Origin of the sequence: uncultured Planktosalinus sp. (assembly GCF_963973675.1) — a bacterium.
Lineage (GTDB): Bacteria > Bacteroidota > Bacteroidia > Flavobacteriales > Flavobacteriaceae > Planktosalinus.
Genome location: NZ_CAXBAN010000135.1, coordinates 1 through 6,477, shown reverse-complemented (window position 1 = coordinate 6,477; position 6,477 = coordinate 1). Strand labels below are relative to the sequence as shown.

Genomic DNA, 6,477 nt, shown 5'->3' with positions numbered 1-6,477 from the left:
CATCGAAATTAACGTTGTTTTTCCTGCTCCATTGGGCCCTAACAAACCAAAAATTTCACCTTTAGCCACAGTAATCGATAAATCTTTTACAGAAAATGTATCGGCATTTTTGTATTTTTTAAACAAGCTTTTAATTTCAATAGCTGTCAACAAGGTCAAATTGCTTTTTTGAGTTTCTTAAAAAATTGCTTTTCAAGGTTTGCGAGATTGAGCAATTCATCAGCAAGACTGTTATAGACGTCATCCTGATTGCTTCGGTTTTTATATACACGGGCCGCATTGACTGCAAAATCGCGCCATTGATCACCAATGGTTGTCATTTCTTTTGAAAGCTCTTTAAGTTGATCATTTTTCAATACCTCAGATGCTTCCTGCAAAAATGCTGCATAAATGAACCTAAACCCGCCGCCACCTGTTCCAATTTCTTCCTGCATTCTTACAATCTGACCCAGATAGTGATTGGTTTTTTTAATTCCGTGTCTCTTGGGCCATTTTCTGATTTGTTTTGAAACATATTTTATCCCGCTTACGCCAATCAATGGTGCAGGAACAAGCATGTGATTGCAGGTTTTCTTAATACCGGCAACAATTGCTTTTTCGATGTTTAGTTCCCTAGGTATTTTTGTGGGGAAATACATTTGCCCTTGAGGCGAAAGGGCTCCTTTTGCAAAACGCACTTTATTCAATTCCCTTTCGGTTAGAATTGTGGGCTCTGGCATTACAGGGTCACTTATTAGATAACCTTCATCGGTTTTTCCATAAACTACTATGTTATGGGCATTAAAATGAAACCTGTATTCATCAGGGAAATAAGTCAGATTGTAAACGCCCACTTGAAGTCCTGTTGGAATGTTGTTTTTTAAATTTTCGTCCAGTGCCAACGCAGCTTTTTTTTCAGACCTGAATTTTTTTCGCTTTAACGAAATACCCAACTTATTTACAACTCGTTTAAAAATCAGTCCCGGCATGGGCCTGAAACTCACAACAGGAGCATAATTCACTTTTAAAAAAGGCAAATAAACAAAAAAGATGCCTGAGCCGATTCCAAAAATCATGGGTTCACTGATACTAACTCCCTGATGTCTCAAAAGGTTTGAAGCAACACCGTTTTCGCAATGAGCGGACTGATAATGTGTAAAATCTGTCTTTATCATTTAGCCTTTGAAATTTTTTAATTCTTCAACACTTATGTCAAATGCGTCGGCATATTTTTTAAGTGTTTTATCAGAAAGTTTTTGAAATACTTTGGGTTTGAAATGTCTTTTCATTTTCCACTTCCAGTATCCGGTATAATCTGCCAGGATGTTCATATCCATTTTGTGAAATTCCATAAAATAAACAATGGGAGAGACCAATCCGTTTTTTACATCATTCCTTGCCTGTGCAATGCGCTCTTCTAGGATTTGAAGTGTTTCATTCTGAACAATGGTTTTGGGCTTCCATCCTTTGCTGGAAACTTTGGTATAGTTTCCGTTTTCATCTACCGCATAGCATACTTCTGTGATTTCGTTTTCAGAAAGGCTGCTTTTATCCTGAGGCACTTCTTCTTTTTTCATAATCTTTCCTCTTGAATGAATAAATTGATTTCAGCTTCAAAAAGCAGGTTTTCCTCGTGTAAGGTAGAGCAGAACATCGTGCAAAGTGCATAATCATCAGTATCAAATCGTGAGCCCAGAACTGCTTTGGTTTGAATCAAGCTATCTGTTTGTGGCAATTGGTGTACTTTAAGATTTTTAATGGCGCTTATAAAACCAATGACCTTTAATTCTTTCTTTAAAAACTTTTTTGTGCTGGTAAACAAAGGTTGCGCAACTATGGCTGAACACGTTTGGGCAGCATTTTCAATTAAACCAGATTCAAGGAACATGTTATTTTTTACGAAAATGTTATTTTTTTGAATTTTGAAATTCGTAATAACCTGATGATCATCAATCGATATAATTTCGTCTACCATTAACATAGGTGTACGGTGAGGCAGGTATTTTTTAATATCGACAGTTTGTGTTTGCATACTTATTGAGCTATAACAGTTTTCATTTGAGCACTTGCTATGTTTTCACCATTTGAACTGGTGACTATTTCTACCAAAGTAACTCCCCCAAATTCTTGTAAAACCTGAACTCTTGAAGTAATTTGACGGCCGGTTTTGGGTAGTTTAAATACAGTAGCTTGTTTGATTGACCCAATATACCCTGTAGGGGCTTCTTGGTTTTTTAAATAGTACTGATACCCTGTGTATAAAGCAACCGATTGTGCCATATGTTCAATAATGCCAGACTCTTGTAGAAAATGGTTTTTAACAAAAATATTTTCGTCTAAAACAAGTAAACCGGATTGAAGCGTGTTTTCAGAAAATGTAAACAAAGCATCCACCATAACAAATGGTTTTTTTTGTGGAATGAGGGTTTCAACCACTTTTGGGTCTGTTATAGGCACTGATTTTTTTTTCATTTAGCATACTGTTAAAAAGGCATGGGCATAAGAAAACCTTCCGCTTTCAGGAACAATAAGCATGATTTTATCTCCTTTTTGAAGCTTGCCGGAACTCATTAACTCTTCAACCACAATATAAATTGAAGCTGAACCAACGTTTCCTATTTTACTTAAATTTAAAAACCATTTTTCTTCCGGAATATGAATGTTTCTCTTCTGAAGTTCTTTTTGAAGTTTGTCAATAAAATAATGGGAGGAAACGTGAGGTAAAAAATAATTAATTTCAGAGGCATCAACCTTGTGCTTTTCAAGTGATGTTTTAATACATTCTGAGCCGATTTTTAATATGTGGGCGTCCAGAAGCTTTACATCTTGTTTAATGGCAAAAATAGACTCTGACAACCATTGACTTGGGTCATAATCAGCCCAGGGTTTGATGGAACCATCCTCCTGCTTGTCACCCCCTGCATACATACATGCCTCCAGCTCGTGGGCAAAGGAATAGGCTTCCATCCATTCAATTTTTAATGACACCTTTCCTTTGGGCTTGTTTTCAAGTAAAAAAGCTCCTGCACCATCTGAAAGCATCCATCTTAAAAAATCCTTTTTAAAAGCTACAATGGGTTGCTCTTCTAGCTTTTGAAGGTTGACCACTTCGTTGTTGAACTTATTTGCAAGCATCCAGTTTGAAACTCTTTCTGAACCTGTACAGACTGCATTCTGGGTACTTCCGGACTTTACGGAAAGATACCCAAATTTTAATGCATTCATTCCCGCACAACACACCCCAGAAGAGGAGTTCAACTCTACTGACTGGTTCTTCATCAACCCATGAACCATGGCCGCATGAGAAGGTAATAAATTGTCGGGAGTTGAGGTTCCACATGATAAAATTTCTACGTCATATTTTGAAAACGACTCGTCATAGAGTTGCTCAATTGCAGCGTTTGTTAGGTCTGCGTTGGTATGAGTTGGGTTTCCGTTTTTATCAAGTGCATAATAGCGGGTTTTAATTCCGTTATTGCGCAAAACAATCCTTCTGGCCTTTGAGGCTTTTTCATTGATGAGACCCAAATAACTTTCCATTTCATCGTTTGAAATGGGTTCATTGGGCAAACATTTTCCTGCTTTTGTTATGTAAACGTCATTCATAAATTTATTCTAAAAAGTGCTAAACACTTTGATAATATTTTTTTCTTTTAATTCTGGCATTTTTGGTAAACAAAAATGTTAGTAGGTGCAAAATATATACAATTGGAGATATAATCCAAATCGCAAGGAATAAATATACATTAAAAGCTTTAAGCCACAATTTTCTAGAGCGTTTTTTTGTAATAATGAATCGAGCCCACTTTTTAAAAATTCGTGCGCCTTTTGTTTCTGCTTTCAGTAAATAATCATTCACCTCTACAGCTCTTTCATTAATTAAATGAGACTGTAGAAGCTCAAAATTATCAATTGATAAAGCCTGCTTAATATGGAAACCAAATTCTTGTGCATGTTCAATATCATTTTCAGAAACTCCCGGTTTTGGGAAGACTCCAAGATATTTTTTTTTCTTTCCTGAAAACATCCATTGCACAATCGTAATCACGCTTATTAAATTGGGAGCTCTGTCAACCAACACAATGTTTCCCACCAGTTTTGCTTGAAGATTTTCCAAATGCTTTTTCATTTTTTCCTGAGCACCAACCCACATATTTCGGCAACCAATAACAGTAACAACAGGTGTGTCTTTAAAAAGTTTTTTTGCCTGATTGCTGTTTAAAAAGGAGTTTACGGGAATAGAAATTGATAAAAACCAGACTTGGTATGCCAAAATAATCAAATCAAACTTTGTTTGAGAAATGGTCGGGTCAATGGGCAAAACTTCTGCTGGAACTTCTAAAAATGATTCTGGAAAAGCATCAAAAAAAGCAGCTTTGTTCCAGGGAAAAGGAAATGGCTTTTTCATTTTTATTTCACAAAAAGTCATTGCTATATTTTTATTTTCTTCCAGAGGAGTAGTAATGCTTTTTGCAATTTCCTTCAGTTGACCTGATTGGGTGTAATATAGAACAAGAACGTTTTTCATGTATATTCTTTTTAGAATCGAATGTGATGAGTCTCTTTTCTTTGTTTTAAGTCGTGTTAATTTCTTTAAATGATCTTCTTTTGTCTTCCCTTTTTTTATGGATGTATGCGCTCCAGGTTGATGGATTCTCAGCGTCAAATATATCTATTTTCTTGCTATTCCTGTCTATAAGAAGTTCCTCTGACTCACAATTTAAGACGGCGGCCGCAGCCTCAACCCCTGAATAGGTAGCTCCCGTCACACCGTGTGAAAGGGTGCTGGCGCCACAAAGAAACAGGTTTTCGATTTCAGTTTTATTTTTATAGGTAAAAGGCCCTAATTGCCAAAAGGATTTTTCTGTTCCATATACATTACCCCTAGTGCTGTTAATATAGTATTGATTTGTTTTAGGCGTGCCAAGTTCTACTTGAACGATGTGCTTTTTTGCAGGTGGAATTATTTTTTCGATCGTGTTTAAAAACTTTTCGATAATTCTTTTTTTAAAGGATTCATATTTGGGTGATTGGTAGTCTATGTTGCCTTTAAATTCTTTAAAGCTATCAAAATCTACATAAGTCACCATCTCGAAGTTATGGTATCTTCCGTTATAACTTGCCGGGTCTTTTAAAGTAGTGCAACTAATAAATAGCGCAGGAAACTCGTCTCCGGCTAAAACATCGCCCTTTGTGAGCGTCTCAAAATGAAAATCAATGTCATCATCTTTATACTTCCAAATATTCCCGGAATCAATTCCATATTTGGTTACATCAACATCCAGTGTTAAAAACAATATTAGTGAAGTGACAGAATAAACGGTCTTGTCAACCTTTTTCAAAAGTTTTTTACTGCAGAATTCTCTGCCAATTAGTTCTAAATAAGTTGTTGATGGATCGGCGTTTGACAGGATATTCTTTGCGATTAACTTTTGATTGTTTTCCAATTCAACTCCATAGGCTTTGTTCTTTTCTATTAGAATACGTTTAACCCGTTGTTTTGTTTTGATGACTCCACCATAACTTTTTATTTTATTGGTCATAGCTTTAACAATTCCGCTGCCGCCGCCCATAGGGTAAAACCCACCATCAAAATAATGGTTCATTACAGAACAATGAACAGGAAAACTTGCTTTTTCAGGAGGTAAGCCGTGATCACCACATTGTGCATTTAAAATTGCCTTTAATTTTGGGTTTTTTATGTGCCAGTTTATTACTCTTTTGAGGCTAAAAAGCGCAAATTTCCCAAAATGTTTTGTCCTGAAGGGAGCCGTTAATTTTTGCCAGGTTCCCTTTAGCTTTGGAATTAATTGAAGTTCATAGTTAACCTTTTCAATTAATTGAAGGTATTTAATTATGTTTTTTTCTTCTTCTGGAAAACCCTTAACGAGCTTGTTTTTTAAATTGTCAATTCCAGCAGGATAATCAAATTTATAGTCGCCAATTATGCAATGATCATAACCTGTTTTGTTCATTCTAAAAAACACAAGGTCATTTGAGATACCTAGTCCTCTGTATAATAAATTTGTTGATTGACCTTCATCTAGAAGACCAATATAGTGAACTCCTGGGCTAAATCGCTGACCGTTTAAAGTGAAGCTATGACACCAACCACCGGGAACATCATGCTGTTCTAAAACCAACACCTTTTGCCCTTCACGGGCTAAACAAAGAGCTGCCGAGAGGCCTCCTGCTCCTGATCCAATGACAATTGAGTCATATTCTTCCATACTATTTTCATTTCTACTCTTTCACTATGGATGCTTGATATTGCCCAAAGTTTCTAAACTTTTATTTTCTAAATCATTCCAAAAATCAAAATAGTTAAACCACTGAAGGGGGTATTTTTTCAGCATAGATTCAACACTTGCAGTGTAACTTTCAAGCAACCCCTGAGCGTCACGATGTTTAACATTCGCCTCGCGGGTGTATAAATGGTAATGGAGGTTAGGCTCTTTCATTACATATACATAAGCAACCGGGACTTTTAATCTGGAA

Annotated in this window: 8 protein-coding genes and 1 pseudogene; all 9 read right to left on the bottom strand. The window is 36.2% G+C overall.

Going from position 1 to position 6,477, the window contains the following annotated elements; all coding sequences use genetic code 11:
• Positions 1–153 (bottom strand): ATP-binding cassette domain-containing protein (locus tag AACY61_RS06895; protein WP_339610841.1); only part of this gene is annotated, 153 nt, incomplete at its 3' end.
• A gap of 2 nt (positions 154–155) precedes the next feature.
• On the bottom strand, positions 156–1,151 hold the full coding sequence (locus tag AACY61_RS06890; protein ID WP_339610840.1) for a BtrH N-terminal domain-containing protein: 996 nt from the start codon (positions 1,149–1,151) through the stop codon (positions 156–158).
• A gap of 3 nt (positions 1,152–1,154) precedes the next feature.
• A complete protein-coding gene (locus tag AACY61_RS06885; RefSeq protein ID WP_339610839.1) occupies positions 1,155–1,556 on the bottom strand; it encodes a hypothetical protein in 402 nt (133 codons plus the stop codon).
• Positions 1,553–2,011 carry an ABC transporter permease gene (locus AACY61_RS06880; protein ID WP_339610838.1) on the bottom strand — a complete coding sequence of 153 codons (459 nt, stop codon included), beginning with the start codon at positions 2,009–2,011 and terminating at the stop codon, positions 1,553–1,555. Before AACY61_RS06880 ends, AACY61_RS06885 begins: the two co-directional genes overlap by 4 nt.
• A 2-nt stretch (positions 2,012–2,013) precedes the next feature.
• Positions 2,014–2,451, bottom strand: coding sequence for a hypothetical protein (locus AACY61_RS06875; RefSeq protein ID WP_339610837.1), 438 nt, complete (start codon positions 2,449–2,451; stop codon positions 2,014–2,016).
• On the bottom strand, positions 2,452–3,585 hold the full coding sequence (locus AACY61_RS06870; protein WP_339610836.1) for a beta-ketoacyl-ACP synthase III: 1,134 nt from the start codon (positions 3,583–3,585) through the stop codon (positions 2,452–2,454). It lies immediately after the preceding gene.
• A gap of 19 nt (positions 3,586–3,604) precedes the next feature.
• The gene (locus AACY61_RS06865; RefSeq protein ID WP_339610835.1) at positions 3,605–4,507 is read right to left on the bottom strand and encodes a dialkylrecorsinol condensing enzyme DarA; all 903 of its coding nucleotides are present in this window, start codon (positions 4,505–4,507) and stop codon (positions 3,605–3,607) included.
• Between the two features lie 46 nt (positions 4,508–4,553).
• A complete protein-coding gene (locus tag AACY61_RS06860) occupies positions 4,554–6,209 on the bottom strand; it encodes an NAD(P)/FAD-dependent oxidoreductase (RefSeq protein WP_339610834.1) in 1,656 nt (551 codons plus the stop codon).
• Between the two features lie 24 nt (positions 6,210–6,233).
• Positions 6,234–6,477: pseudogene (locus AACY61_RS06855) on the bottom strand (hypothetical protein); the annotation flags it as partial.